Annotated in this window: 28 protein-coding genes, 1 riboswitch and 1 other annotated feature; of the genes, 12 read left to right on the top strand and 16 right to left on the bottom strand. The window is 44.9% G+C overall.

Annotation, left to right across the window (positions count from 1 at the left end; translation table 11 throughout):
- Positions 1 to 340 precede the first annotated feature (340 nt).
- Both cls and CHX35_RS09035 read right to left on the bottom strand, forming a co-directional pair.
- Entirely contained in the window at positions 341 to 1,828 is a 1,488-nt protein-coding gene (gene cls, locus CHX35_RS09040; RefSeq protein ID WP_091836780.1) for a cardiolipin synthase, read from the bottom strand.
- Positions 1,829 to 1,916: 88 nt separating this feature from the next.
- A complete protein-coding gene (locus tag CHX35_RS09035) occupies positions 1,917 to 2,570 on the bottom strand; it encodes a helix-hairpin-helix domain-containing protein (RefSeq protein WP_091836778.1) in 654 nt (217 codons plus the stop codon).
- Positions 2,571 to 2,694: 124 nt separating this feature from the next.
- Between CHX35_RS09035 and comER the strand changes: the two genes are divergently transcribed.
- The gene (gene comER / locus CHX35_RS09030; protein ID WP_091836776.1) at positions 2,695 to 3,516 is read left to right on the top strand and encodes a late competence protein ComER; all 822 of its coding nucleotides are present in this window, start codon (positions 2,695 to 2,697) and stop codon (positions 3,514 to 3,516) included.
- A 137-nt stretch (positions 3,517 to 3,653) separates the two neighbouring features.
- Here comER and leuS read toward each other — a convergent pair whose 3' ends face one another.
- The 7 genes from leuS to CHX35_RS08995 all read right to left on the bottom strand — a co-directional run bounded on the left by leuS (position 3,654) and on the right by CHX35_RS08995 (position 10,588).
- Complete coding sequence (leuS, locus tag CHX35_RS09025; RefSeq protein WP_091836774.1) at positions 3,654 to 6,119, bottom strand: leucine--tRNA ligase; 2,466 nt, start codon at positions 6,117 to 6,119, stop codon at positions 3,654 to 3,656.
- Between the two features lie 56 nt (positions 6,120 to 6,175).
- Positions 6,176 to 6,425 (bottom strand) — a binding site (T-box leader).
- 82 nt (positions 6,426 to 6,507) lie between these two features.
- Positions 6,508 to 6,849 (bottom strand): ribosome silencing factor, encoded by a 342-nt coding sequence (gene rsfS / locus CHX35_RS09020; protein WP_091836772.1) that lies wholly within the window; start codon positions 6,847 to 6,849, stop codon positions 6,508 to 6,510.
- Positions 6,850 to 6,866: 17 nt separating this feature from the next.
- Complete coding sequence (gene yqeK, locus CHX35_RS09015) at positions 6,867 to 7,436, bottom strand: bis(5'-nucleosyl)-tetraphosphatase (symmetrical) YqeK (protein WP_425435320.1); 570 nt, start codon at positions 7,434 to 7,436, stop codon at positions 6,867 to 6,869.
- A complete protein-coding gene (locus CHX35_RS09010) occupies positions 7,417 to 8,040 on the bottom strand; it encodes a nicotinate-nucleotide adenylyltransferase (protein ID WP_091837068.1) in 624 nt (207 codons plus the stop codon). Before CHX35_RS09010 ends, yqeK begins: the two co-directional genes overlap by 20 nt.
- Before the next feature lie 13 nt (positions 8,041 to 8,053).
- The gene (aroE, locus tag CHX35_RS09005) at positions 8,054 to 8,905 is read right to left on the bottom strand and encodes a shikimate dehydrogenase (protein WP_091836770.1); all 852 of its coding nucleotides are present in this window, start codon (positions 8,903 to 8,905) and stop codon (positions 8,054 to 8,056) included.
- Positions 8,906 to 8,966: 61 nt separating this feature from the next.
- Entirely contained in the window at positions 8,967 to 10,070 is a 1,104-nt protein-coding gene (yqeH, locus tag CHX35_RS09000) for a ribosome biogenesis GTPase YqeH (RefSeq protein WP_091837066.1), read from the bottom strand.
- Positions 10,070 to 10,588, bottom strand: a complete 519-nt coding sequence (locus tag CHX35_RS08995; protein WP_091836769.1) for a YqeG family HAD IIIA-type phosphatase — start codon at positions 10,586 to 10,588, stop codon at positions 10,070 to 10,072. The genes yqeH and CHX35_RS08995 overlap by 1 nt, the downstream gene beginning before the upstream one ends.
- Before the next feature lie 288 nt (positions 10,589 to 10,876).
- Here CHX35_RS08995 and CHX35_RS08990 point away from each other — a divergent pair, with 288 nt between their 5' ends.
- Complete coding sequence (locus CHX35_RS08990) at positions 10,877 to 11,626, top strand: YheC/YheD family protein (RefSeq protein WP_091836767.1); 750 nt, start codon at positions 10,877 to 10,879, stop codon at positions 11,624 to 11,626.
- Between the two features lie 31 nt (positions 11,627 to 11,657).
- Here the strand turns inward: CHX35_RS08990 and CHX35_RS08985 are convergent, their stop codons facing one another.
- Positions 11,658 to 13,331, bottom strand: coding sequence for a serine hydrolase domain-containing protein (locus tag CHX35_RS08985; protein WP_245838715.1), 1,674 nt, complete (start codon positions 13,329 to 13,331; stop codon positions 11,658 to 11,660).
- A 327-nt stretch (positions 13,332 to 13,658) separates the two neighbouring features.
- Here CHX35_RS08985 and CHX35_RS08980 point away from each other — a divergent pair, with 327 nt between their 5' ends.
- From CHX35_RS08980 to CHX35_RS08945, 9 genes are all read left to right on the top strand, one after another.
- Positions 13,659 to 15,119: a catalase gene (locus CHX35_RS08980; RefSeq protein WP_091836763.1), complete on the top strand. Its 1,461-nt coding sequence runs from the start codon at positions 13,659 to 13,661 to the stop codon at positions 15,117 to 15,119.
- Positions 15,120 to 15,380: 261 nt separating this feature from the next.
- The gene (locus CHX35_RS08975) at positions 15,381 to 15,584 is read left to right on the top strand and encodes a hypothetical protein (RefSeq protein WP_091836761.1); all 204 of its coding nucleotides are present in this window, start codon (positions 15,381 to 15,383) and stop codon (positions 15,582 to 15,584) included.
- Between the two features lie 84 nt (positions 15,585 to 15,668).
- Positions 15,669 to 16,169: an Rrf2 family transcriptional regulator gene (locus CHX35_RS08970; protein WP_091836759.1), complete on the top strand. Its 501-nt coding sequence runs from the start codon at positions 15,669 to 15,671 to the stop codon at positions 16,167 to 16,169.
- Positions 16,166 to 17,230: an alkene reductase gene (locus tag CHX35_RS08965; protein WP_091836757.1), complete on the top strand. Its 1,065-nt coding sequence runs from the start codon at positions 16,166 to 16,168 to the stop codon at positions 17,228 to 17,230. Before CHX35_RS08970 ends, CHX35_RS08965 begins: the two co-directional genes overlap by 4 nt.
- Before the next feature lie 497 nt (positions 17,231 to 17,727).
- Positions 17,728 to 17,850, top strand: coding sequence for a hypothetical protein (locus CHX35_RS18015; protein ID WP_281252073.1), 123 nt, complete (start codon positions 17,728 to 17,730; stop codon positions 17,848 to 17,850).
- Positions 17,851 to 17,978: 128 nt separating this feature from the next.
- Positions 17,979 to 18,163: riboswitch (cobalamin riboswitch) on the top strand.
- A gap of 131 nt (positions 18,164 to 18,294) precedes the next feature.
- Positions 18,295 to 18,852 (top strand): hypothetical protein, encoded by a 558-nt coding sequence (locus tag CHX35_RS08960; RefSeq protein ID WP_091836756.1) that lies wholly within the window; start codon positions 18,295 to 18,297, stop codon positions 18,850 to 18,852.
- Positions 18,849 to 19,433: a hypothetical protein gene (locus CHX35_RS08955; RefSeq protein WP_091836754.1), complete on the top strand. Its 585-nt coding sequence runs from the start codon at positions 18,849 to 18,851 to the stop codon at positions 19,431 to 19,433. The genes CHX35_RS08960 and CHX35_RS08955 overlap by 4 nt, the downstream gene beginning before the upstream one ends.
- Positions 19,434 to 19,446: 13 nt before the next feature.
- A complete protein-coding gene (locus CHX35_RS08950; protein WP_091836752.1) occupies positions 19,447 to 19,659 on the top strand; it encodes a CbtB domain-containing protein in 213 nt (70 codons plus the stop codon).
- A 95-nt stretch (positions 19,660 to 19,754) separates the two neighbouring features.
- The gene (locus CHX35_RS08945; RefSeq protein WP_091836750.1) at positions 19,755 to 21,563 is read left to right on the top strand and encodes a sigma 54-interacting transcriptional regulator; all 1,809 of its coding nucleotides are present in this window, start codon (positions 19,755 to 19,757) and stop codon (positions 21,561 to 21,563) included.
- An 82-nt stretch (positions 21,564 to 21,645) separates the two neighbouring features.
- On the opposite strand, the gene CHX35_RS08940 is transcribed toward CHX35_RS08945, so the two are convergent.
- The 6 genes from CHX35_RS08940 to CHX35_RS08915 form a co-directional block, all read right to left on the bottom strand.
- The gene (locus tag CHX35_RS08940) at positions 21,646 to 21,912 is read right to left on the bottom strand and encodes a metal-sensitive transcriptional regulator (RefSeq protein WP_091836748.1); all 267 of its coding nucleotides are present in this window, start codon (positions 21,910 to 21,912) and stop codon (positions 21,646 to 21,648) included.
- Positions 21,913 to 22,096: 184 nt separating this feature from the next.
- Positions 22,097 to 22,873 (bottom strand): sulfite exporter TauE/SafE family protein, encoded by a 777-nt coding sequence (locus tag CHX35_RS08935; protein ID WP_091836747.1) that lies wholly within the window; start codon positions 22,871 to 22,873, stop codon positions 22,097 to 22,099.
- Between the two features lie 17 nt (positions 22,874 to 22,890).
- Entirely contained in the window at positions 22,891 to 23,367 is a 477-nt protein-coding gene (locus tag CHX35_RS08930; RefSeq protein ID WP_091836745.1) for a DsrE/DsrF/DrsH-like family protein, read from the bottom strand.
- A 45-nt stretch (positions 23,368 to 23,412) separates the two neighbouring features.
- The gene (locus CHX35_RS08925; RefSeq protein ID WP_091836743.1) at positions 23,413 to 23,643 is read right to left on the bottom strand and encodes a sulfurtransferase TusA family protein; all 231 of its coding nucleotides are present in this window, start codon (positions 23,641 to 23,643) and stop codon (positions 23,413 to 23,415) included.
- Between the two features lie 4 nt (positions 23,644 to 23,647).
- Positions 23,648 to 24,799 (bottom strand): MBL fold metallo-hydrolase, encoded by a 1,152-nt coding sequence (locus CHX35_RS08920; RefSeq protein ID WP_245838714.1) that lies wholly within the window; start codon positions 24,797 to 24,799, stop codon positions 23,648 to 23,650.
- Between the two features lie 23 nt (positions 24,800 to 24,822).
- Positions 24,823 to 25,401, bottom strand: a complete 579-nt coding sequence (locus CHX35_RS08915; RefSeq protein WP_091836739.1) for a sulfurtransferase TusA family protein — start codon at positions 25,399 to 25,401, stop codon at positions 24,823 to 24,825.
- A 359-nt stretch (positions 25,402 to 25,760) separates the two neighbouring features.
- On the opposite strand from CHX35_RS08915, the gene sigK reads away from it, so the two are divergent.
- Positions 25,761 to 26,270, top strand: a 510-nt coding sequence (gene sigK / locus CHX35_RS08910) for an RNA polymerase sporulation sigma factor SigK (protein ID WP_091836737.1), incomplete at its 3' end; no start/stop codon positions are given.

The following is a 26,270-nucleotide window of genomic DNA, read 5'->3' as shown; positions in this document are numbered from 1 at the left end:
AAACAAGCAAAACCACGGTGATGCATCACCGTGGTTTTATGTATGGGTTTGCGTGTTTTACAAAGCGTTGACAATCGCAATAATGAGCGCTACGGCACCAATGACCATTAGAATTGTTCGCATCAAGGGTACTCCTCACCTTTCTTCGATTAAATATTGTTTATTACAAATATTACAACAACTACAATTCCTATGATTACCAATATATTTCTCAACATACACACTCATCCTTTCATCATTATTAATTTATTATTGATATTTAACTATTTTTTTCTTCTATCTTGTTACTTATTAAATATCCGTAATCACTCTCCTTTAAACCTCTATTTTCAACTTTCTCTTACAGGATGGGCGTAAACAAACGTGCAACGGACTCACGAATACGATTTCTCCATGGACGACGGTTGAAAGCATCCTTTTCTAGCACCCTGCTTTGTTTCAGATCCTCTTGAAAATTCCTTTGGAGATCCTTGACCCCCTCTCGGTGGTACATCAGTGCATTCACTTCAAAGTTTAACTGAAAGCTACGGACATCCAGATTAGCGGATCCAATCGAGGCGACATCATCATCGATTATGACAATTTTATGATGCATAAAACTTGGTTCATACTGATAAATTGCAACACCGGCCTCGAGCAACTCTTCCATAAAAGAAAATGACGCCCAATAAACCATCTGACTATCTGAGGATTTTGGTAAGAGAATACGCACGTCCACTCCACTTAATGCTGCGGTCCGTAACGCTCTACGTATATCGGCTGTCGGTACAAAATACGGCGTTGCAATCCATACTCTCTGGCGTGCTGTTGTAATCATCTTAAAGTAAAGCTCCTGCATAACGGGTTGAGAACGATCCGGTCCACCAGCAATGATTTGCATACCACCTGTGCCTTCCTCAGGTAATTGCTGGGCAAACTCATCATAAGTGCTTTTTAATAGCGATTCTCCACTACAAAAATACCAATCCTCCATAAACACACGATGCAAATCAAAAACAGCTTCCCCTTCTAAACGGATATGGGTATCCCGCCAATGTAGGAGGTACTCCTCCCCCACATTTAGCCCTCCCATATATCCCACTTCACCGTCAATCACGATAATTTTCCGGTGGTTACGATAATTGATCTTTTGACTAAACAACCCTTTTTTCACCGTTAAAAAGGGAGAAATTTTGGCTCCGGCACGCTCCAACTTCTTCAAAAATTGATCCGTTAGCGAAAAGCTCCCGACCGCATCGTATATAAAACGAACCTCAACCCCCTCTTCAGCCTTTTGCTGTAGAATATTCGCCCATTTCTCGCCAATCTCATCGGGTTTAAACTCAAAATATTCAATATGAATATAACGCTTTGCTTTTTTTATATTTTCTAGAATACAATCATAGGCTTCATCCCCATTAACCAAAACGGACTCAGACACTCGCCTCCGATACGGAGCTTCCGCGATGCCTTCCACCATCTTCTGAAGGGATCCATAGGTTTCATCATCGGACTCATGGGAACGGATATCCTTTTGATGCACATCCTCTTGAAACGCCCTCATCACTTCCCGTCTCTTTTTCAGGAAACTAGAGTGACGCGAAGAGAGGATTCCCGTATATAGGTAAAGCAGTACACCCACTATTGGCAGGAAAAAGAGAGCCAACCACCAGGCAATCGTTTTAGAAGGCTCTCGATTTTCTAATAAGATGGCGATCCCGATGATCAGAAAAAGTAAGATGTAACACCCTATTGCGACCCCATTGCTCCAAGATTGTTCACTCTCAAAAAAAAGAAAGAGACATCCTGCCATACCAAACACGATCACTAATTGAACCGAACGATTCATATTCTTCCACCTTTCTTTTAATTTCCTCGTTCTTTATCTATATCCGAAAAAGAGCGATTGAAATCATGAACATGATTTCAATCGCTCTTTAATGAACCGTCACTTGACTCTTAAACAATGCGATCGTTTTTTCTCCTATTCCCTGCACTTCCTTTAGCTGATCCACCGAAGTAAAAGGACCATGTTCTTCACGATAACGCAGGATCGCCTCCGCTTTTGCGGGACCAATCCCATTTAAGGAATCAAGATCCTCCACACTCGCTTGATTTAAGTCAACGGGCACGTTCCCTGAGGAAGTTTTACTCTTCTTAGTTTCTGCGTTGAGGAAGGACTGTGACAAATCCTCTCCTTTATGAGGGATAATCAATGCCATGCCATCCGTCAATGGCTGTGCTAAATTGACTTGTATCATATCTGCTTTAGCACCTTCACCTCCTGCGATTTTAACCGCATCCTCCACTCGGGAACCGGCTTGCAAATGATAGACACCCGGCTTTTTCACGGCACCCTTTACATCCACAACCAATTCAGCCGAGGAAGGTGATGATTGTTTTACGGGAGGACTTGACTCTTTCTCTGATTTTTTCTTTGCTAACTGCCCCTCATACGTTTTCCATTCTCCCTCAGTTGACTTCGTTCCTGTCCAATCCCTCATTACGAAAAAGCCTACCATGATTAGAACGAGCACACCCATAACCCCGGCCAATTTTTTCTCTCGGGAAGTCCATTGATTGTCCCACATCGTTCTTTCTCCTCTCCATGTCCGATATAAAAAGAGAAACCTCCGTCATCATATTCTTTAACGATGAACCATAACCATAAATGCAGATGAAGGATCCTTACGACTGGCTAAGGAGGGAAAATCGATGACGGTGGGCTTTATCGGCACTGGAAGTATGGGAGGCACACTTGTTGAGTCATTTATTCAATCCGGCCGTCTATTACCCAGCGACATTCTCATCAGTAATCGCACGCGATCAAAAGCGGAATATTTAGCAAACAAATACCCCGGCCTTTCAATCGCCTCTTGCAATCGCGAATTAGTTTCGCAAACCCATTGTTTTTTTCTTTGCATCAAACCGAAGGAATTTAGAGCCGTCTTGGATGAAATTAAAGAGGAGGTACGAGCGGATCAAATTATTGTCTCCATCACCAGTCCCGTCATGATACGCGATCTCGAAGAATGGCTCCCTGGTAAAATCGCTAAAATCATCCCCAGCATTACCCAGGCTGTTCAAGCAGGGAACTCCCTATTTATTCCTGGCTCTCGACTCACCACCGATGACCGAGAGCAATTATGGGATCTTTTTTCTGCAATTAGCCGTCCCTTAGTTATTGAAGAACATCACACACGAATCGCCTCTGATCTTGCCAGTTGCTCACCTGCTTTTGTAGCAAAGTTGTTAGAAAAATTAGCGAACGCAGCCGTCGAAGAGACTCAAATTCCACTAGAATCCGCCCGATCTCTTGTCACCCAGATGGCCTTTGGACTCGGTCGATTATTAACCGATGGTGGTTTTACCCTTGAAAGCTTACAGCAGCGTGTCGCTGTCCCAGGTGGAATTACCCGAGAGGGGTTGGATTTACTTGATGAGGATATCGGCCCCGTGTTTAATCGTTTAATTCGCCTCACCCATGCCAAATATGAAGATGACGTGGTCAAAGTAAAGGAATCCTTTGAGCACTGAGTCAATTCCTGTGTACCTTCCCAAAAACCATTTCCATAAACTTACCAATTATGTAGAAATCGTATCGAAAAATATCGAAAATGTCTAGTAAAAAAACAAGAAGCCTCCCCGAATGATTGGGGAAGGCTTCTTGGATGTTATTGCACAACGATATTGACTAATTTACCAGGAACGACGATAACTTTGCGAATCGTTTTCCCTTCAATTAAATCTTGAACTTTTTCTTCGGCGAGAATGGTTTTTTCAATACTCGTTTTATCTAACGAGGCAGCTAGCACCGCTTTATGGCGCACTTTCCCATTGATCTGCACAACAATTTCTACCTCATCCAGAACAAGTGCCTTTTCATCATACGTTGGCCATGAGCCATCATGGATACTTCCTTGATACCCAAAGTCATGCCACAGTTCTTCCGCGATGTGAGGAACAAATGGAGCAAGCATCAGAATCGTTTTTTCCACAGCTTCTGCTAAGACACCACGATCGCCTTCAGCTGGGTAAGCATAGATGCCATTCACTAATTCCATAATTGCACTGATTGCCGTGTTAAATTGATAACGATCGCCTGCATCCGTTGTTACTTTTTTTACCGTTTGATGAAGAAGGCGATTTAACCCTTGGGCAACACGATCCTCTAGTTTACCCTCGGGCTTTTCTCGGACAAGGTCCGCGTGTTGCTGAGCCATCCGCCATACCCGATTCAAGAAGCGAAAAATTCCATCGACACCTGCATCGTTCCAATCCAATTCACCATCTGCTGGTGCAGCAAAGAGAACAAACAACCGTGCCGTATCTGCACCATACTTTTCGATGATTTCTATTGGAGAAACCACATTCCCTTTGGATTTAGACATTTTCGAGCCGTCTTTTAACACCATGCCGAGCGTAAACAACCGTTTAAAGGGTTCATCGACTTTTAACATCTCTGCATCATGGAGCACCTTTGTCACAAAGCGGGAATACAACAGATGGAGAACCGCATGTTCGACTCCTCCAATATAATCGTCCACTGCCATCCATTCGTTTGCTTTCTCGGGTGAAAAAGGGAGCTCTTTGTTATTTGGATCCGTATAACGGAGGAAATACCATGAAGAATCGATGAAGGTATCCATGGTATCCGTCTCCCGCCGGGCTTCTTTTCCACATGAAGGGCAAGGAGTGTAACGGAAGCTCTCCGATGTCGCTAGTGGGTTGGATTTCCCATCAAAAGTAACATCCTCAGGTAAAACAACAGGAAGATCTTCTTTGGGGATGGGGACAACACCACAGGTATCACAATAAACGATAGGAATCGGGCATCCCCAGTACCGTTGGCGAGAGATGAGCCAATCGCGCAGGCGATAAGAGGTTGTTTTTCCACCCTTCCCGATTTCCTCAAGATGATCCGCAATCGCTGAAATCGCTTTACGGTTATTCATGCCATCAAAGGGACCGGAGTGAACCAGTGTTCCTTCCTCTGCAAAGGCTTCCTTCCATTCTCCTTCGAGTACTTCTGTTTGATCCGGTGGGAGGATGACCGGCAGAATGGGCAATGCGTATTTGGATGCAAACTGGAAGTCGCGCTCATCATGCGCAGGTACACCCATGACCGCACCCGTCCCATAATCCATTAATACATAGTTGGCTACCCAAATCGGAATCGCTTCTCCAGTTAAAGGGTGTGTTGCAACGGCACCCGTATCATATCCGATTTTCTCCACATCAGAACCGGTTCGAGAAAGCTCATTTTCCATCTTCATTTGACCAATAAATTCGTGAATCACTGCCTCATTGGGTTTACCAGCAATTAATTGCGGGACCAAAGGATGTTCTGGAGCCAACACCATATAACTAACACCATACAAAGTGTCTGGACGCGTTGTAAAGACGGGGACCGATTCATTCTCTAATTCCGGGATGGTAAAGGTAACACGTGCTCCCTCACTCTTTCCAATCCAATTTCGTTGCATAGCACGTACTTTATCTGGCCATTCGGTCAACTCATCGATCCCGGAAAGCAAGCGATCAGCATAGTCCGTTATTTTTAAGTACCACTGTTCCAGGTCCTTTTTTACGACCTCTGAATCACAGCGCCAACATAAACCATCCTCAACCTGTTCATTAGCAAGTACGGTGGCACATTGTGGACACCAATTTACTGCCCCTTTTTTACGATAGGCCAATCCACGCTCGTAAAAGAGCAAAAATAACCATTGGGTAAATTGATAGTATTCAGGGGTACAGGTCCCTACATAGCGATCCCAGTCATAGGCATTCCCTAAACGGGACTGTTCTGTGCGAATTCGTTCCATATTCTTAAGGGTCCATTCTCTGGGGTTAACTCCCCGTTGAATTGCAGCATTTTCCGCTGGAAGCCCAAAAGCATCTGCTCCCATGGGATGCAGTACCCGATAGCCACTCATCCCTTTAAAACGAGCCAATACATCGCCGATGGCATAGTTACGAACATGTCCCATGTGCAGACCTTCACCCGAGGGATAAGGAAACATCTCTAAAGCGTAAAACGTTGGCTTATCCTTCGCTTCTGAGGCTTGATAGGCCTTATTTTCCGCCCACACTGCTTGCCAGTGGGGCTCAATCGCAGACGGTGTATACTTTTTCATAGAAAATCCTCCATTGCTTTGACAAATATAAAACCTCCCGCCCCCAGCTTATGTTCACTAGGGACGAGAGGTTGGATCACATGATCTAATTCCCGCGGTACCACCCTGATTAGCATTTGAAAAAATGCTCGCTCTTGGAGAATCCGATATCGAGGATGAATCGTTACAGAGTACTGAAGGCGACACGCTTGTTCCTCTGCAAAGCGGTGAGGCGAGTTCCCTTAAGATTCCGGTCAGCTTTCACCCAATCACTGACTCTCTGGTTTCAGAATGGATCAAGGTACTACTCCCCACCATCGCCGTTATGGTTCAATAATTTAATTTACATTATATGAAACAGTATAACCATGTGTCAACGACTTTTATCATCTTTTGGTCCACAATCTTCCTATTGAGCCGTCACTTCCGCTGCATCGCCCCATAGTCTTTCTAAATCGTAGAAATCCCGCTCATCCTTGTGGAAGACATGGACCACCACATCACCGATATCGATTAGCACCCACCGTGCTTCACGAAAACCTTCCATCCCTTTCAGTGTCACATTTTCCTCTGCCATACGCTCCTTCACAGCATCAGCAATCGCCTGCACCTGCTTTTGTGAATTTCCATGGCAGACGACGAAGTAATCCGCAAAAGCAGATATGCCTCGAATATCGAGGATCGTGACCCGTTGGGCTTTTTTCTCTTCGGCAGCAGCGGCCGCTGATTGTGCGATTTCCACCAGGTTCAAAGAGATTCCTCCTCAGGTTAAGATTGATGGACTTGTTCCACCATATTATTTCGGGCGGACAAGGTGAGTGGATATACAGTCATCCCCTTCTGAATGAGAAACAACAATGTATTGTCCAAGGACTTTAAAAGGGCTCGGTCAAGATCTGACTCAGCCAATTGCCTTACTTCTTCCACGCCTGGGAAACGTCGGGCTGGCTCCATATAATCGGCCACAAAAATCACTTTGTCTAATAAAGTCATATGCGGCCGACCCGAGGTATGATAACAGATTGCATCCAAAACTTCCTTGTCCACAATTCCTAAATCTTTTTGCACCACATAAGCTCCCACAGGAGCATGCCATAATTCTTTATTATACTGAAGTAAATCGTTAGGATAATCCCCTCTAACAATGTGTTCCTTCAATTTTTCTTCCGACCAACATTTACAAATGTCATGGAGAAGGGCGGCTTGTTCTGCTTTTACTGGATCGGCACCGAATCGTTTTGCCAAGATCAGAGCCGTATCCACTACCCTTTCCGTATGCTCAAAGCGACTCCGATTAAGTTCATCCTTGACGATTTGTTTAAGATTCATTCCATCCATAAAGATGATTCTCCTCCAAATACAATCGCACAGAATCAGGGATAAGATACCGTACCGATTTTCCTTGAATCAATCGTTCGCGCAAGTGGGAAGAGGATATATCCACCTTCACACCCTCATTAACCAGCGTGAGACGGTTTTTAATATTGGAAGAGAGTTGACGTTGATCTAACGCGTATCCAGGGCGTAAAAGCCCAATGATGGATACTCTGTTAAGGATCTCCTCTACCCGATGCCATTTAGATAAATGGAGTACCATATCGGCCCCCATAATCAAGTAAAACTCATCGTTAGGATAGGTGTCCCCTAAGGATATCAAAGTATCCACTGTATAAGAAGGGCCATCTCGATTGAATTCCACTCGTGAAACAAAAAAGAACGGGTGATCCATAACAGCCTTTTCAACCATGGCCAACCGATGTTTTGCATCCACCATGGGTCCTTGTTTGTGCGGAGGAATATTTGCTGGAACAAACCATATTTCCTCTAGATCCTCTGCGACCCGAGCTTGCTCGGCCATGATAAGATGGCCAATATGAATCGGATCAAAGGTTCCTCCGAATATTCCTATCCGCTTTCCTTCATTGTTCCTTACCTTTCCCATCCCATCACTCATATCACTCATTTTTTAAAGACTGATCTAAGGTTTCCATCATTTGCTTGATGGGTGCATCTTTGCCTATCCATCGTTGGTAGGCAAGTGCCGCTTGGTGAACAAGCATTCCCAATCCACTATGAACACGAGCGCCCCGTATTTTTGCTTCCTTTAGGAGTCGAGTTTGCCGAGGATGATAAATCAAATCACTAACCAAAAGGTCCGAATGTAAAAGTTCGGGATCAATTGGACAGGCTTCTTTATTGGGTGACATCCCTACGGATGTCGTTTGTACAAGTAACGATGCATCCTGTAACGGTGACGCGATCTGTTCCAGCAAAATCGCATTCGTCCGAGTCCATCTTTGTAACCGTGAAGCCAATGCTTCTGCTTTATCCATCGTTCGGTTGGCTATGGTAATCTGTGCAGCCCCCGCTTTAGCAAGTGCCGTTCCCACTGCACGCGCAGCCCCGCCTGCTCCAAGCAATACGATGTGTTGTCCTGCGAGCGTCAACCCTGTCTCACTCTGCAAAGATTGAATATAGCCTTCCCCATCTGTATTCGTTCCAATCAATCGTCCACCATCATTGATGACGGTGTTTACCGCCCCAATCTCCACTGCTTCTTCTTCGATTTCATCAAGAAAATTCATCACTGAGACTTTGTGTGGAATGGTTACATTAAATCCGCGAAAACCTAGGGATTTCAAACCCGATACCGCTGATCCTAAATCACCTGTGGACACATCAAAGGGAAGATAAATATAGGGGATTTCTTGATTTTCAAACGCATCATTCCATATTTCCGGTGATTTGGAGTGACCTACAGGATGACCGATCAACCCCACCTTTCCAACCGTTCCGGTGATTACCATACGTCCCCCCATGATTGTCCATATTCTATTGCCATACCCGTATACCTAACGTATGTTGTAGTCAAATCACCGCAGAGCGAAGTTCTACTCGTACACCTTCAGGCGCCCAAACATCCACTTTTGCCTTCTCACTACCGACACTAATCCATCCAAGACCCGAGATCACAATATCTTCTTTCATGGTTGCATTAATTACAAAAGAATGTCGCACCATTTTGGGTAACGAATCAGGGTTTTTGGGTGGAGAAAGTAATTCGCCGCGATGTCGCTCCCAAATCTCTGTTGCCTTTTCCAACTTCGTTCGATGAATGTATAACCCATTCGCTAGGTAACAAATGAAGGATTGCCGCTTTCCTTCCACAAAATCAATTCGGGCTAATCCACCAAAAAAGAGCGTCTGACCCTCACTCAATTGATACACTTTCGGCTTGATTTCGCCATCCGGTGTAATTTGTTTCAGTTCTTTTGGGTCAACCCACTCACTCATGCGATCCTTTCGCACCACCCCTGGCATATCGATGATATGTTTGCCATCACCAAGGGGAATACTGATCGCATCTAATGTGGTGCCAGGATAAGGGGATGTCGTAACCGCCTCTTCCCCCTCATCTCCAAATTCCTTTAACAAGCGATTGATGAACGTGGATTTGCCTGCATTCGCAGTCCCGATGACAAAAACGTCGCGCCCGTCGCGAAATTTCTCGATCGCTTCTGCCACAACATCAATGCGAGTCCCCTTTGCAGCACTCGTCAAAACTACATCCACAGGTTTAACTCCCAAATCCTTCGCCGCTCCCTGCACCCATTCCTTTAATCGTTGATGCTTAATTGATTTTGGAAAAAGATCAACTTTATTTCCTAAAATCAGCAGCGGGTTATTCCCAATATGGCGATGAATACCGGGAATCCAGCTGCCCGAAATGTCAAATAAATCAATAACCTGAACCACTAAGGCATCTGCTTGCGCAATTTGCTCTAACAGACGTAATGTAGCACTCGGATCTTGTTCCACTGGAGCCAACTCATTGTAGTGCCGAATCCGATAACACCTACGACATATAATATGCTCCCTCTCTAAAGCAGAAGCTGGCACATATCCTTGCTCCTCGGGATTCTCTGTTTGAAGAGTGACTCCACACCCTTCACACCATTGCTCTCGTTCAATCACTTCTTTTCCTCCCAGCCCAACAAGCCCTTTTGCTTCATCCAACGAAAGACCAATCGTTCAGCGACACGATTGAACTTGGTAAACATCCCTTCTGATCGAGACACCGGTACGACGAGAATCGTATGAAGTCCTAACGTATTGCCCCCAAGAACATCGGTAAACAATTGATCGCCAATGACAACGGTTTGTTCCGGCTGAATTTCCATCTTCCTCATCGCCCGTCGAAAGGCAGAAGAGAGTGGTTTCTTTGCCCGATGAATATAAGGCACCTGCAGGGGCAAAGCAAATTTAGAAACACGTGTCCGGTTATTGTTTGAAACAATCATCACTTTAAAACCCAATCCTTGCAACTGATCCAGCCATTGAACCAATTCAGGGGTGGCATCCGGGCGCGTCGATTCTACCAACGTATTATCTAGATCGACGATGGCTCCCTTCACACCCCGGCGTTGCAACTGGTTAAAATCGATTTCATAAATCGATTGTACAAATTCATCGGGAATGATCCGTTTCACAGCTCCACCTACTTAGCGCATACTTTTCGAGCCTAACTATACCACATCATGAAATCCCCTTGCAAAAGAGCCTGAGATTAATTATAAGAAAATTCTTCATTCGTCACTTGTAAAAACAACTTTAGAAATGTAATGGTTAAAACAGCATAAAGAGCTAGTTTCTCCCTCCCTTGAAAGGAAGCTGATGTTTCTTTGTTTAATAGTGTGCCCTTTCTCTTAAAATACCCACACTATAAGCTTCCTTGTTACGTAGATTAGTTTAGTAGTCATGAAGGAGAGGGATATTCGTTGGTTAAGATATGTATTCGAAGTAAGAGTTGTAAGAATGACCACTTGTTAAGTGACCCTGTCATCGCTCGTTATCTTCCACATACGCTACCCATGAATCTAGTTAACCTTCAGCTCATGCTCAATCGCTACCCAATCATCTACCTTAAACCCGACGTGGGTAGTTTAGGCTATGGGATCTATCGTATTGACCGAATCGCATCCAATGAATTTTGTTTACGCAAGGAAGGTGCCACCATTGTAAAGGGACCCAGTGGAGAAATTGGCCAGGCAGTCACACGATTGTGTAGCAAAAAGCCCTACCTCTTGCAACAAGGCATTGAGAGCGTTACCCATAAAGGACTCCCCTTCGATGTCCGAGTACATGTCCAACGGGTCAATGGAAGTTGGCTTTATGGGGGAAGTGTTGGAAAACTGGGTCGTAAAAAAAGCATTATTACCAATCGCCATCGTGGTGGACTCCCGATCTCTATCCAATCTCTTTTTTCGAATCATTTAAAAGGGGATCCCCATCAACAAAAAATCTTGCTCAATGATATTAAAAATATCGCAATCCGAATTGCCCGTGTGATGGAAAAACATTTTCCCAGAAGACCTGAATATGGTTTGGACATCGGTATTGATAAAAAACAATTTTGGGTTTATGAAGTGAATACCAGCCCCGGCATTATGGTATTTGCCAAACTTTCTGATCGTGGCCCGATCAAACGAATCTTGTCTCTTCGAAAAAAGAACCTGATCCTACGCTAACACATTCGTAAATTCAAGGTGAATAGCCTTTCTACCAATGCCCTTGTTCCCAATCATCCCCCATCAGCGTACAAGGAACGATGTTACCACTTCCTTGAATAATCGGTTGCTTCACATACCAACCCCGCCCATTCCCACTTTCATCGGTATGATAACGGAATCGAACATATCGAATATCCTCAGGTAAGGTTAACCTCTGCCTTCCCCACCCTTCACTATCACCGCTATAGGAAGAACTAAGAGAAATCCATCGCTCTCCATCGACTGATCCTTCCACAATACCAAAATCTCCCGATGGGTCGATGCGATACCATGTATCAAAGGAGAGCGTTCGGTTTTTTCCTTTGGGTAACTCTTCTGATTGAAGGATACGATTTAATTCATCCCCATAGCTAGAAAACCACGACGTACTCCTTCCAGGCTTCTGGACAGGAATCGCATCCGCAATCATTCGACTTACTTGTCTTCGTAAGGGGTTAATCGACGGAGTTTGACGCGTGGGATGCACACGATTCGTTAACGTGATGGCAAGGAGTGCATTGCTCCGGCTCACCACAATGGACGTTCCGGTAAACCCTGTATGACCCATGCTATCGGTGCCCGAAAGGCCATCCATATACCAAGGTTGATTTAATTCCCACCCCAAACCATGGTCATGCCCTGGAAAATCAATATTTTGATTTTTTTCCATGATGGCAACGGTCTTCGGCTTTAATATGCGTACGTTACCGTATTTCCCGTGGTTTAATAGCATATGGAGAAAAACAGCAACATCCTGTGCCGTGGAAAAAATTCCTGCATGTCCAGCTACACCATCCAGCGCCCACGCATTTTCATCATGAACCTCTCCCCAAATCATTCCTCGATTCAATAGCGGCTGGAATTCTGTCGCCGCAATTCGGTTTTTCAGGTTAGGAGAAGGATTATAACTCGTATCCTTTAATCCGAGGGGTCCGGTGATTAACTCCGCAAGTACTACATCGAGGCGCTTTTTTGTTACCTTCTCCACAAGCGCTCCGAGGGTAATCATATTTAAATCACTGTATAGGTACGTAGTTCCCGGTTGATTTTGCAACGGATGTTGCATCACCCGCTGAATACGATCCTTCCTACTCCCCTCATATTTCCACAAGGGAATGCCTGCTTCAAAGCCTGACGTATGGGTTAATAACTGCCGAATGGTCACTTTTTCTTTGCCGTTTTGCGCAAAATCAGGTAAATAGGTAGCTACAGGATCGTCCAGTCGAAGGGATCCCTGTTCATAGAGTTTTAGTACTAACGTCGCCGTATAAATTTTGCTAATGGATGCCAGATCAAAAATGGTATCCTTTTTCATTTTAATGGGTTGATCAAGTGGTTCTGCATCCTCTGTATATTTCACTGCATCCCCATATGCTTTTTCTTTGACCACAACCCCACTTCGGGCAACGAATACTACCGCCCCTGGGATTATTCCCCGTTCCACTTCACGATCCATGTAGGGATCAATTGCATCGAGAGACTGCTTTACCATGCCAACCTCCCTTGCTTTCCCCTCATGCAATGTCGATAAAAGGGGAGCAGGATGATCCCATGGACTCCAGCTTCGTTTCGTTGGAATCCTCTCCTTTCCTACTTTATCGACTGGGTACTTATTTTCTACCAATGAATTTGATTGTTTTGCCCATAGGGTACTTGGAAAGACCAAACTCAGACCTAGCGTCATGATCACTATCCTTCTCAGCGACAGACATCCTGTCCTCATCCCACGTCTCCCCTTTCTCTTCATCATAAAGGCAAAGAAAGTACCTACTATTTACCGTATCCGCTACCATTATTCCTTCTTCCTTCCCCTTCCATACAAAAACCCTTGGATCGCCGAATTTTTTCCCAATCTGTGCATATAAAATGATGATTGGCCATTAGAAAGGAAGGGTAGGTATCATCATATGATCCTGATGAAAAAAAGGTTGACTCCACTTTAAATTATAATTATTATTATTAACGAATCATTACTAGGTAAAAGACGATATAAGGGAGAGTGATCGTCAGCATGGATAAAAAGAAAAACCTGACGACGAACCAAGGGGCCCCTGTTGGGGATAATCAAAATTCCCGTACCGCGGGTCGTCGTGGTCCAACGCTACTTGAGGATTACCATTTAATTGAAAAAATCGCCCATTTTGATCGGGAGCGTGTCCCCGAGCGCGTCGTACACGCGCGTGGTGCAGGCGCACATGGAACCTTCCGTGTAACCCACCCCATGTCGAAACACACGAAAGCAAACTTCCTACAAAAAGAAGGCCAGGAAACTCCGGTTTTCGTTCGTTTCTCCACAGTTATTCACCCTGCAGGCTCCCCCGAAACGGCTCGGGATCCCCGTGGATTTGCTGTGAAATTTTATACAGAGGAAGGAAATTATGATATTGTCGGCAATCATCTTCCCGTGTTCTTCATCCGAGACGCGATCAAGTTCCCGGATATGGTGCATTCGTTAAAACCTGCACCCGATACCAATATCCAAGACCCTGATCGTTATTGGGATTTTATGACCCTCTCACCAGAGTCCACCCATATGATGACCTGGCTATTCTCTGACTATGGAACTCCTGCTAACTACCGTCAGATGGAGGGCTTTGGTGTCCACGCTTTTAAATGGGTAAATGCTGAAGGCAAAGTAATCTATGTGAAGTATCACTGGAAACCACTACAGGGAGTAAAAAACTTCACTGCTGAAGAGGTTCAAAAAGTGCAGGGGGAAGACTTCCAGCATGCGACGCGGGATCTATTTGATCATATTGAAAAAGGCGATTACCCCGAGTGGGATCTCTTTGTGCAAATGATGGATGTTGACGACATGGATAACTTTGATTGGGATCCCCTTGATCCGACTAAGGTATGGCCAGAGGATCTCTACCCTTTACATCCTGTCGGGAGAATGACATTAAATCAAAATCCACAAAACTTCTTTGCTGAAACAGAACAATCTGCCTTTACCCCCAGTGCCGTCGTACCAGGAATTGAGCCTTCCGAGGATAAACTTCTCCAAGGACGTCTCTTCTCCTACCCAGACACACAACGTCATCGCATCGGGCCAAACTATCTCCAATTGCCAATTAATTGCCCTTATGCCAATGTGCATAACCACCAACAAGATGGAAATATGCAATTTAATCGCAAACAACCCATTATCAACTATGAACCTTCCCGTCATGAAGGTAATCCCCAGGAGGATGCAGCGTATTTGGAAAGCGAAACCCCGCTTTCTGGTGTAGCTGGTCGGCAAAAAATCTATAAAACCGATGACTTCTCTCAAGCAGGATTACAATGGAAGAAGTTTACGGAAGCAGAACGGGCCAATCTGATTAAGAATATGGTGAATGATCTGAAGCAAGTCAATGAAAAAACCCGCTTTCTTGCTATCTGTAATTTCTATCGTGCTGATGAGGATTATGGTCGTACCTTAGCCGATGCACTCGGCCTCGATATCAACAAATACTTGCAACAAGTTTAACCATGACGCTGATCCTCCATTTCGCTCATTGAAAATAGATTGTTAATCGTGCAACGCCGTAACCCAACGGCGTTGTTTTTTTATTTATTAAGGAAAATAGGTCGCTTGGCGGATAGAATTTCTCCTTTGTGGTTCGTACAATCACTAAGCATGATCGTTTTTCCTACGATACTCGAGCTAGCGATCGGTCGTCACGATTGTCCACTCCCAGCCACCTCATTCGTCTTACAATGTATCAGTCAATTCCCAAAGGAGGAATATATGAACATCACAGACTCCCAACGCCAGGCCTATTTTTTATGGAAACACCTCTGTCAAGGGGAAAAAGACTTGCAAGAAGCCCACAAAAATGGGGACGTTGAAAAATTGATGCAACTCACTGCCGATTGTACATTTTGGCGTCTCGAATGGGAACGGCTGGTTGATCAGATTGGATTGTTAGCTATTTTTTCAGAAGAAGAATAGTCCTTGACAATTCCATACAACCAATTTAGACTCATTGTAGACATTGATTATCCATAATAAGCATTTAACAGGTGGTGCAATCGGATGCGTATCAAATCCAGCATGGAACAATCCGTCTATACTCTCCTTCTACTCGCCCAACTACCCGCGCACACAAGCTTGACAGCGGAAGCCCTTAGCGAGCGTATGGGCGCATCCCCTTCTTATTTTAAGAAAGGAATGCGAACCCTCGTTCAGGCTGGGCTCGTTCGATCATCGACAGGAACTCGAGGGGGCTTTTCGCTGTCTCGTGATCCGGCAATGATCTCGCTTCTTGATATCTTTTTAGCGGTGGAGGGACGCGGTTCTCTTTATCAAGAGGGCGGCATCTATCATCGGATGCTGGTTGCTGATCCAACAGTGCCCAATGATCGATGTATCCTATCCAAATTCATGAATCGAGCCGAATTAGCATGGAAGGAAGAGTTATCGAAGGTGACTTTAGCTTCGATGCTGGAAGAAATCAGAGATTCCCACCAAGCTTGTATGGAAACGATGAATGATTGGATTCAATTGCACATTGAGAAGGGAGAACATCCATCATGACAACCAACACATCGCTTCATAAACTGTTTGAACCCGTTCAAGTCGGTGCTTGGAAGTTGCAGTCACGGGTAGCCATGGCTCCAATGACCCGTTGTTTTGCTGATGATGAAACGGGGGTTGTTAACCCACAAGCGGTGGAATATTATCGCAAACGCGCCCAAGATGGAATTGGCTTAATCATTTCAGAAGGCACCGTCATCAGCCCTCGGGCAAAAGGGAATCCTGGTGTACCCGGCCTCTATACCGAAGAACAGGTTGAATCCTGGAAACCCGTTACGGAAGCCGTTCACCAAGAAGGCGGTACAATTATTGCACAAATCTGGCACGTGGGACGTTTGTCTCATCACGAACTCAGCGGTGGACAACAACCCCAATCCGCCTCGGCCATTCAAGCGAAAGGGTACGTTCCCCGTTTCCGTAAACCCTTTGATCAACCCGAAGCGATGAGCAAAGAGGAGATTCATGAAGTCGTCAATCAATATGCCCAAGCGGCACGAAATGCCATCAAAGCTGGCTTTGATGGTGTAGAAATTCATGGTGCTCATGGCTACTTAGTTGATCAGTTTAACTCGGATGTATCCAACCAACGCACCGATGAATATGGTGGCGATCTCGCCCAACGACTCACCTTCATGAAGGAAGTTCTTCGAGCCGTCATTGATGCTGTTGGTGTTGATCGCACCATCATTCGCTTCTCTGCTTTCAAGGGAGATAATCTCGACTATATATGGGAGGATCCCGAAGCGGCCATTCGTACCTTCGTCGAAGCTTTCCGTGAAGTGGGTGTGAAAATGATTCACCCTTCTACCATGAACTTCACACAAGTGCTGGCTGATGGCAAAACCCTGCATCAATTAGTGCGGAAGTATTGGGATGGACTGATCATTGGTGTAGGCTCCCTGGATCCTGAAACAGCTGAGCAGGCACTTGCAGAAGGAACCATCGACCTCGCTGCTATTGGACGTCCGCTCATTGCCAACCCTGATTATCTCCATCGAGTAAAAGCAGGTACACCCCTTGAAACCTATGAAGCAGAAAAGCATTTACTCACACTAAAATAATTATCCCTTTCCAAGAGGACCTCTCACCGAGGTCCTCTCTTTTTAATCGTTGTCCTATTTGCCCATCCCCTTTTCCAGGTTGGGAATACAATGAAAAGGAATATTATCCGTGGAGGTGTCACAACTATGTGGATAGCGCGATTAGCTCAAGTATTCACCCGATTGGGTGGAATTGGACGCCTTCGTGCCCTTTGGACCTGGTGGAGACCCCTACGTTCGATGCATCGGTTATGGAAGCAAGTACGACCCATGATGGGATTTTTCTCTAGGGCATTTGGTTAAAGACTGAAAAAAGGTTGATTGAAAAGCGAAAGATGCTTTTCAATCAACCTTTTTCTATCCCTTCCCGTGCCAAGAAAAAAAGAAATTTTTTTTATGAAAAATGAATACTTTTTGGCCCCTGATACGTCATAATAAAGAGGAGACAATTATCCCCATATGATTTTAACTTATTCGCTTAGATTGGAAACCTACCAACTCGAAAGGGATGATTATGTATGTTTACTTGGATCATTACTTCTGTGCTGGCGATCATCAGTTTGATGGCCATCACCCTTAAATTTGCTGGTAAAAGTTCTGAAGGTGAAGCCAACGAAGATTTATGGAGTTCCGAAAATTAAAGTGGGACAAGCCTTCTCATTAATTAGAGAAGGCTTTTTTATTTATCCTTCCTTAAAGAAAGATGAATGATAAGCGTAGTAGACAAATATCCAACTTTTCATTATAGTCAATACGAGGATAAAAAACTTCATAGTGATGCGGACAGGTGTGAAGAAGCTGGCTTCTTCACTTAAAAGGGAAGTTCGGTGAAATGCCGACGCGGTCCCGCCACTGTATATGCGAGCAACCTGCTTGAAGCCACTGTTATGAGATGGGAAGGCGCAGGAAGCGATGACCATAAGCCAGGAGACCTGCCTGAACCGTAAATTACCGCGTTTAACCTACGAGGATGGGGAGGTGATTTTTGACACAGAGGCTTATTTATATTGTCGTCTTCTGTTCTTTAATCGATACCAACACATCCATTCATGGATGTGTTTTTGAATGTATGGGGGGATAAAACGATGAAACCATCAATGATTACCATCTGCTTACACCTTTTACTATGGTTTCTTGCAGGATCTTTTCTTCTCTTGCCTGTGAAAACCTTCGCAGATGACCAAGTTCACCTTTCTACAAAACCCAAACTATCTAATGTTATTCCACACGATCAACCAACCCAACTCACCTTCCACTTTACCAATAAAAAAGGGAATCCTATTAAGAACGCTCGCGTCCGTTATCGTCTTCATCATCCATCAGGCAACCCGCTTTTTTCAACGGACTTTCCTCTCGTCGAAAACAAAACAATGATCGAGGGAGAGACCCTTATAACGAATGGTACGCTCCAATTTTCAGAAACTCTCCCCATTCGTGGAACGTATACAGCCACCTTTCATGTACGACCAACGAATCCGAAGGATCCTTCCTTTCAGTCATTTTCTCAAACAAATCATTTTACCATTCACGAAAAACCCACCAAGGTAATGAAAGGATCCACTCTCTTCATGGGACTCGTACTACTTGGCGCGGTCGCTGGAATCATTATCGGTCGTGGCCATAAAAGGAGTGTGCTTCCATGAACCGTATTAAAACAGCGGTGATTCTTCTTCTATTTTTAATTGGGATTAGCGCGCTCCCTTCCTTTGCCAATGCTCATGGAAATGAAGCGCATCCACCCTCTACGCTAAAAAATCTGACAACCAGTAATGAAGATATCCAATTGACAGTAGAGATGCCTGCCCACCCTGAAGTCGGTAAGATCAGCCATCTCTCCTTTCACCTTATCGATCGTCACACAAAAAAACCAATCGACGCAGCGAAGGCAACCATTCAAGTAATGGATGTGGAGGATCAACCCACCCCGTTACTAAAACTCTCTCAAATCGCTGATAACGGCACCTTTTTTCTCAACTATCACTTTTTTGATGGTGCCCCCCAACAAATGAACGTGACTGTTACACCATTAAAAGGCGAAGGAGCATCCTTTCAACCCTTAACACATTCCTTTGATATCAAAGTAACCCCCATCCAACCACCGACTTCCGTTGTTGTCAAGACCCTGTTGTTTTTAGTTTTTCTCGCCTTTATCGGGTTCCTACCTGGATTTTTGTTCGCAAAATCCTCCAAAAAGTTTAACCTTCACCAACAACCAATCGCTTAAGGAGGTTTATCCAATGAGTACGCCCATCTTTAAAAAAGAACACCCAACAAAAACCAATCATGTGCATCGATATCACCATTGGTTGACTAATACGTATGTACAAAGCACCGCTTTTTTTCTACTGTTAGGCATTTTCTTATATACTTTTTTATTCTCTACCTATCCACCCATTCACGATGCCGTTCATGAATTGCGCCATTCCCTGTGGATTATCCCTTGTCATTAATTGATTCGCAACGTTAACATTCTCCGTTCATTTGAGAACGACCTATGTAACAAAAAATTTCACCTCATGATGTCTTATTGAAGGACGGTCAATCCATGGCTCAGTTACCCCTAAAATTTTACGAGTGGATCGCGACCCGTTTTTATCAGAAAAAACCACTTGATCTGCAACTTCTTTTTGTTCACTTAATTGAGCGCTCTTTATCGAGTCGTCGTGAAGATAATGCTCGAGTATTAACGAGCTACCTTGATCACGATTACTGGCTGTTCCGATTCATCGCAGGAAAGAACATCGCTCAATTGCACGATCGTGTATCCATCGAGAACGAATTGATCTCTCTTTTGCGTGACCCGGATCGCAAAGTACGGGAAGGTGGGGCACAGGGGCTCGCCACTCTTTTACAACAGGATTTTTTTGCGTGGTCAAGCTTGATTACTAACGGATTAGAAAAAAAAGAGAAACTACTCAGCCTCTCTCTGCTGCTTTCGATCCTACAGTTTTTGCAGGCATCCTCTGCAGCAAACCTTTCCTGTGATCAATATAACCAGATCGCCTCTTGGTTCAATGGATTAAAGAAGACAAACTTTCCGGCTATCACACATCATTTCGTCACCTTCTGTACCCCTGTCATTTCCACTCATCACCCCTTGCTGTGGAATCAACTACTCAAGGAAGATGAGAAAAATTGGGAAACCACAGCAGATCTCCCTATTCCTGATTCGCTAATCGATCAGATCATTGGACAGGATGACGCCGTACGATTGATTCGACGGGCATCCCGTCAGCACCGATCGGTACTCCTCATTGGTGAACCGGGGACAGGAAAGAGTTTACTTGCCAAAGCAATGACCAACGAACTGTCCTTCTATCCATTGGAAGACATTCTAATCGAACAAAACACCCAACAACCGTATCATCCAATGGTAAAAACATTGACTGCTGGGGAAGGACTTACACACCTTGATCAGATAAGTAAACAAGCGTCCTCCCAAAAACAACGACTTCTTTTCCTTCTCGGGTTTTCCGGCATCACCTTGATGGGCTCCATTCTTTTTTACGCCTTTACACAGCAACAACCACTTACCCTGCTTTGGGGATTGGGCCCCTTGATAGCGCTCCCTTTTCTCTATCGAATGTGGCGCCAACCCTCGCATCGTTCTATCAAACTACTTGTGGACAATTCCCAGGGAAATCATGTACCTTTTGTCGATGCCACCGGAATGCAAGCCGGGGGGCTATTGGGGGACATTCGCCACGATCCCTATCAATCGGGAGGTAATGAAACACCCCCCCATGAATTAATCGAAGCCGGCGCTATACACCTCGCCCATCAAGGGGTACTTTATATCGACGAGGTCTCCACTTTAGGAATGGAATCCCAACAAAGTTTACTCTCTGCCTTCCAAGAAAAGAAACTTGCCATCACTGGCCGCAACTCCAATTCCAGTGGTACCATGATTCGTACCCAAGCAGTCCCTTGCAATTTTATTCTTGTTCTTGCAGGCAATGATCAAGATATCGAAGGCATGCACCCTGCTCTTCGCTCCCGCATCCAAGGAAATGGGTATGAGATTTATATGAAGAATTTCATGCCGGATACGAAAGAGAATCGCTTAAAAGTGGCTCAATTTGTTGCACAAGAGGTGAAAAGGGATGGGAAAATCCCTCCCTTTCAGCGCAAAGCTGTTGAAAGGGTTATCGAAGAAGCCAAACGGCGATCGGAAAGAAAAGAATCAATGACTACCCGATTCCGTGAACTCGGTGGTTTAATCCGGGCAGCAGGCGACATCGCTGTGGAACGGGGCGCGACGGAAGTCACTCATCATGATGTTACCGATGCATTGACAGAAACCCGTACGATTGAAGAACAAAAAACAGCTACCATCCAACCCACGATGAATTAGGGTTGGATTTTTTCCTCTAACCCTTCATTCATACAAAAAATGCCCCTTTCGAAAAAGAAAGGGGCATCTAACTGATATTTCATTAGCCACTTCGCACCATTAAGCTCATCGCTTCTTGTAATAATTTTTCGGTTTGTGCATCCTCCCCCTTGGCTAATTCCTCACGTAAGCATTGCTCTAAGTTATGCGTTACGATGTACGTAAGGGATCGATCAACAGCGGAACGAATGGCGGATAGTTGAGAAACAACGTCTTTACAGTCTTTCTCTTCTTCGATCATGCGTAGTACGCCACGTACCTGACCCTCTATGCGGCGTAGACGTTTTTTTACATCGTCGTTATATTCCATGGTAAACCCCACCTTTCTATGAGAATCCCCTAATTTCCATGTTTTCCTGTATGATACAAGACCCTTTCAATTTCCTAGGAAATCTCTTGAGGGCTTTGACTGAACCTCACTGTACTAGTTACCAATGAATCGCCTGCTAATGTTATTATGCACGTAGTCAGATTGATCCATCAAGATACTAACGCTAGAATATTTCAGTCCATATTTTAATGGAAGTCGCTATAATGAGTGTGGCTAACATCCACTGCAACGTCTTCACCTGCGTCTTTTTCCCCACCATGGCACCAAGCGGTGCTGCAAAAATACCAGCGATAATCATGACAAGCGCGGGCAGAAAGAGGACTTGTCCCGTTAGAATCTTACCTCCTGCTGATCCAACTGCTGACAGAAAGGTGATTGCAAGGGAAGAAGCAATCGTCATACGGGTGGGAATTTTTAAAATAACTAACATGATCGGGACCAGGAGGAACGCACCCGCCGCCCCTACAATTCCAGAGGCAATACCAACAATCGCCGCTGAGCTCGTTGCCACCCATGGATGGAAAACAACTGGGGCCTTCGAGCTTTCCTCGCCCACCTTTTTGGGCAACAACATCATCATTGCCCCAACCGTCGCTAAGATTGCATACACCACATTGATTTGTCCCGCACTGAGCATCTGCGATCCATAACCACCAATGAAACTACCCACCAGGATACTTGTCCCCATATAGACAATTAATGATCGATTTAAGTAGCCCCCTTTTCGGTAGGAAAAAATCCCTGCCAGTGTGGTAAAGAAGACTTCGACCGCACTAATCCCAGCAACTTCATGAGTGGTAAAACCCATAAACCCCAGTAGTGGGGGGATATAAAGGAGCATCGGAAACTTGACAATCGAGCCCCCGATGCCCATCATCCCTGAAATAAATGAACCACTAAAGCCAATGAGAAACAGAAGAAGCATGAACGAGATATCCATTGTCGCGTCCTTCTTTCTTACACAAATAGATTGTGATTGGCTTCATTGGCCTCTGCTAAATAAGAGGCAACGCCTGCATATTCGATCCCATCGATCAACTCTTCTTTTTTAATCCCTAATACATCCATCGACATGGTACAGGCAACCATTTTAATATCGAGCTCTTGTGCTAATTCGATCAGTTCTTGTAAAGTCACGATGTTTTTCTTCTTCATCGTGTATTTCATCATTTTGGCACCCAGACCACCAACATTCATCTTGGATATTCCCAATTTCCTCGGCCCACGGGGGAGCATCTTAGCAAATAATTTATCCATCCTATTTTTTTGCACAGGTACAGCATTTTCTTTGCGCAAAATAGTCAGCCCCCAAAAAGTGAAAAACATCGTCACCTCGTTTCCCATCGATGCGGATCCAGTTGCAATAATATAGCTAGCAATCGCTTTATCTAAATCGCCACTGAAGACGACCATGGTTGATTTCTTCTGATTCACTCTGATCTGCCTCCCTTTTTCTGATTCACTCGTGATTTTTTGTCCTTACTCGCCCTTTCTGATCCGAAAAATATAAACACCCTTGTCTTTCTGCTGATCAACAATTTCATGTCCAAGCGTTTTGGCCCAAGCAGGAAGATCCTTTTCTACCCCCGCATCGGTTGCGTGTATTTCGAGTACTTGTCCTTTTTCAAGTGCATCCATCGCTTTTTTCGCACGCACGACGGGCAGTGGACAAGAAAGTCCGGTTGCATCGATTTCGTGATGAACTTTCATACGCTCACTTCCTCCTTGATTCTGATGAGTCATGTACAGCACAACGGTTGGGTCCCATCTCCATCTCACGTTGTTCCTCTGCGCTCGGCGTCATTTTCCCCATATTCGTCTGGCGAACCTCCTGATAGGCATGGGGTTGAGGAGGCAAATTATCGGTAACCATCTTCCGAAACACCTCTTGATTCGCTACTTGTAGGCCCGCATTGCTCTGATAAAGTTCTCCCAGCTTGGCAAACACTCGTCCTTCATCACCCATTTCACTGATCTTGCTGTAATGAGCCGGTAAAACAATCAACTCCGATGAAAGAGCGGAATAACGTTCATAGAGGGTCTCACGTAAATCTCTCACCCAGTCCTCTGCTTTTCCTGCTAAATCAGGGCGGCCTATCGAATCAACAAATAAAATGTCTCCTGACAGAAGGTACTGATCATCCACGATAAAAGAGGTGCTCCCAATGGTATGGCCTGGGGAATAGAGGGATTGAATTCGAATGCGTGCTTGACCTACTTGGATCGTTTCACCTTCTAACAAAGGTTCATAAGAATAGGTGACTTCCTCTGCATCTCGTGGTGGAAGATAGTAAGTGGCTCCTACTTTCTCTGATAAGGCACGTCCACCAGAAATGTGATCCGCATGCAAGTGCGTATCCAGCACATGGTGAATAGTAAATCCCTTTTCCAGTGCAAACTGCTCAAAAACATCCGTCAACCGACCCGCATCGATGACCACTGCTTCGCCTTGGGACTCTATAAGATAGGAAAGGCACCCTTTACCGATCCGGTTAAACTGATAAATGCTTCCCCCTCCGGTTAAATCGCCGATCTTTACAGGGAATATCGTTTCACTCCACGTCTTCATCCCACCTTCAAGGTAATACACTTCCTTCAGGCCCGCTTCCTCAAGTTGCTCCGCTACAAAACGGGAGGAACCTTCTTTTGCACAAACAACGACGATGTCTCGTTCATCCTGTGGTAATTGATCACGTGCGTGTTCAACTCCATCTAAAAGATCAAAGTAGGGGATATTCACCGACGTAACGCGCTTCCCTTCGATACGCCACTTGGCGTAGTCCTCTTCATTCCGTACATCGAGGATGAAGAGCAATTCTCCATAAATGATCTTGCTAGCGACCTCTTGAGCTGTCATCTTTTTCATTTCCTCGGCTCTCCTCTCCATTTTTATCCGTTGGTTTCGGAGTCGATTGCTCCATCCCATTGGGACATCCCTGGAACTACATTCACCACATCGACAAATCCATGTTCGGTGAACTCTTTCGCCGCCATATCGCTCCGGTTACCCGTACGACAAATCACATAGATCCGCTTTTCTTTGGGAAGTTCCTCTAGACGCGATCCGAGTTGTGCAAAGGGCATAGAAATCGCTCCTGGAATATGACCAAACGCGTATTCAGCGGGTTCGCGCACATCAATTAACAATGGCGCTTCCTTTTGCTCAAGCAACCGTGCCAACTCTTCATTCTCAATTCTGTGGGGATGTTGATGTTCTGCTATGAATTCACTCGGCTTCGCTTTGCGCAGGTAATGTTTTAAAACGTCTTTTTCCTGTTTCGTCCCTAGATATTGATGGCCGGTATTCTTCGCCCATCCTTGAATATCCGCATAAGAGCCCGGGTCAGTCGCTTGTAATTCCAGCACTTGACCTGGCTCCATATGATCCATCGCCTTCTTTGTACGAAGGATCGGCATGGGACAGGAAAGGCCTTGGCAATTTAATTGCACATCCACTTTGATGGACATATTGTCCCTCCTTTTCTTAATTTACATATACCCGTATAGGTATATTGAGAAGGGTAAAAAATACACGGACCATTTACGTCTGTGTTAAAATAACTTACCATTACCCCTATGGGTATATAGTACGTGGGGAACTTGGTTTTGTCAACGGGAATGTTAAAAAAGGGGCTCTGGTACACAACCATCGATCCTCCATTTATATAAAGAGGATCAATCCTCAACAGCATTAAAATAAGAGGGTTACCACCCTCCAATAATTAGGGTTGGTTCATTTCGCTACCGAACAGGCACACGCCCCCTTTTTCGCTCATATGCTGGTAACACCTGATTTTCGGCAAACTAGAGCGGAGGTGACGGCAACTGTGCCTGGTTTGATCACAACCCTTGCCATCCTGTTCCGTGAAGTCTGGACCTTTGTCGCATACATCAAGAACAACGCCTTTCCCCAGCCACTGAATGAGAAGGATGAAGAACAATGTTTGAAACTGATGGCCCAAGGAGACCGTCAAGCAAGGAACAAACTGATCGAACATAATCTCCGTCTCGTCGCCCATATAACTAAAAAATTCGAAAACACCAACGAAGACACCGAGGACCTCATCTCAATCGGTACCATTGGCCTGATTAAAGCCATCGAATCGTATCAGCCCAACAAAGGAACCAAACTCGCCACCTATGCCGCTCGTTGTATTGAAAATGAAATTCTCATGCACTTGCGTTCGCTTAAGAAAGCAAGAAAAGATGTCTCCCTCCATGACCCGATTGGTACCGATAAGGAAGGAAATGAGATTACCCTCATCGATGTACTGGGTACCGAGCGCGATGAGATTGTTGAATTGGTGCAAATGAAGATTGAAAAACGTAAAATATAC

It is taken from the genome of Marininema halotolerans, from assembly GCF_900116235.1.
Classification (GTDB): Bacteria; Bacillota; Bacilli; order Thermoactinomycetales; family DSM-45169; genus Marininema; species Marininema halotolerans.
The sequence above is the reverse complement of the archived record's forward strand: the minus strand, read 5'-3'. Positions and strand labels throughout refer to the sequence as shown.